Source organism: Mesorhizobium sp. M4B.F.Ca.ET.089.01.1.1, assembly GCF_004022605.1.
In the GTDB taxonomy this organism is placed as follows: Bacteria; Pseudomonadota; Alphaproteobacteria; order Rhizobiales; family Rhizobiaceae; genus Mesorhizobium; species Mesorhizobium abyssinicae.
Map to the genome: position 1 here is coordinate 1 of NZ_RZOS01001225.1, position 583 is coordinate 583.

General features: G+C 58.7%; 1 pseudogene. It reads right to left on the reverse strand.

Features of this window, described 5'->3' with window-relative positions:
• Positions 1–429 (reverse strand): annotated as a pseudogene (locus tag EN780_RS36885) (ATP-dependent DNA ligase); the annotation flags it as partial.
• Between the last annotated feature and the right edge of the window lie 154 nt (positions 430–583).

Here is a 583-nt window from a genome sequence, read left to right on the forward strand (position 1 = left end):
ACAGAACTGGATGCGTCCGCCGTCCGGGATCATCTCGGACAGGATCTCCCGGCGATCCTCTAGCGGCATGTCGCGAAGGTCGTGGCCATTGAGGTGGAGCAGATCGAAGGCAACGAAATAGAGGTCCCGTTGCCGACTGGTGATGGCCTTGCGCAGGGCCTTGAAGTCGGACAGCCCGGTATCGTTCAGGACGATGATCTCGCCGTCTATGATTGCGGTCGCGACCTCCAGCTCGCCAGCAGCCTTTGCGAGGTCGCGATACTTGGCAGTCCAGTCGAGCCCGCGCCGGGTGAAGATGCGCACACCATCGGCATCCCTCACGATCTGGGAGCGGTAGCCGTCGAATTTCACCTCATGTATCCAGCCGTCCCCCTCTGGCGGCTTCTCGACCAGGGTCGGCATCAAAGGCTCAATGAACTTCAGACGCATCAACGCAACTCGACAGGACCGCGATTCAAGGCACCAAACCCCGATCCGGTTCCGGAACATTTTAGCTAACTTGAATGTTTAAATAACTACCCGGCTCAAAGCGTGGAGACGATGGCGCGAAGTCCGCGAGTTGGTGACGAGATCACTTTGACGG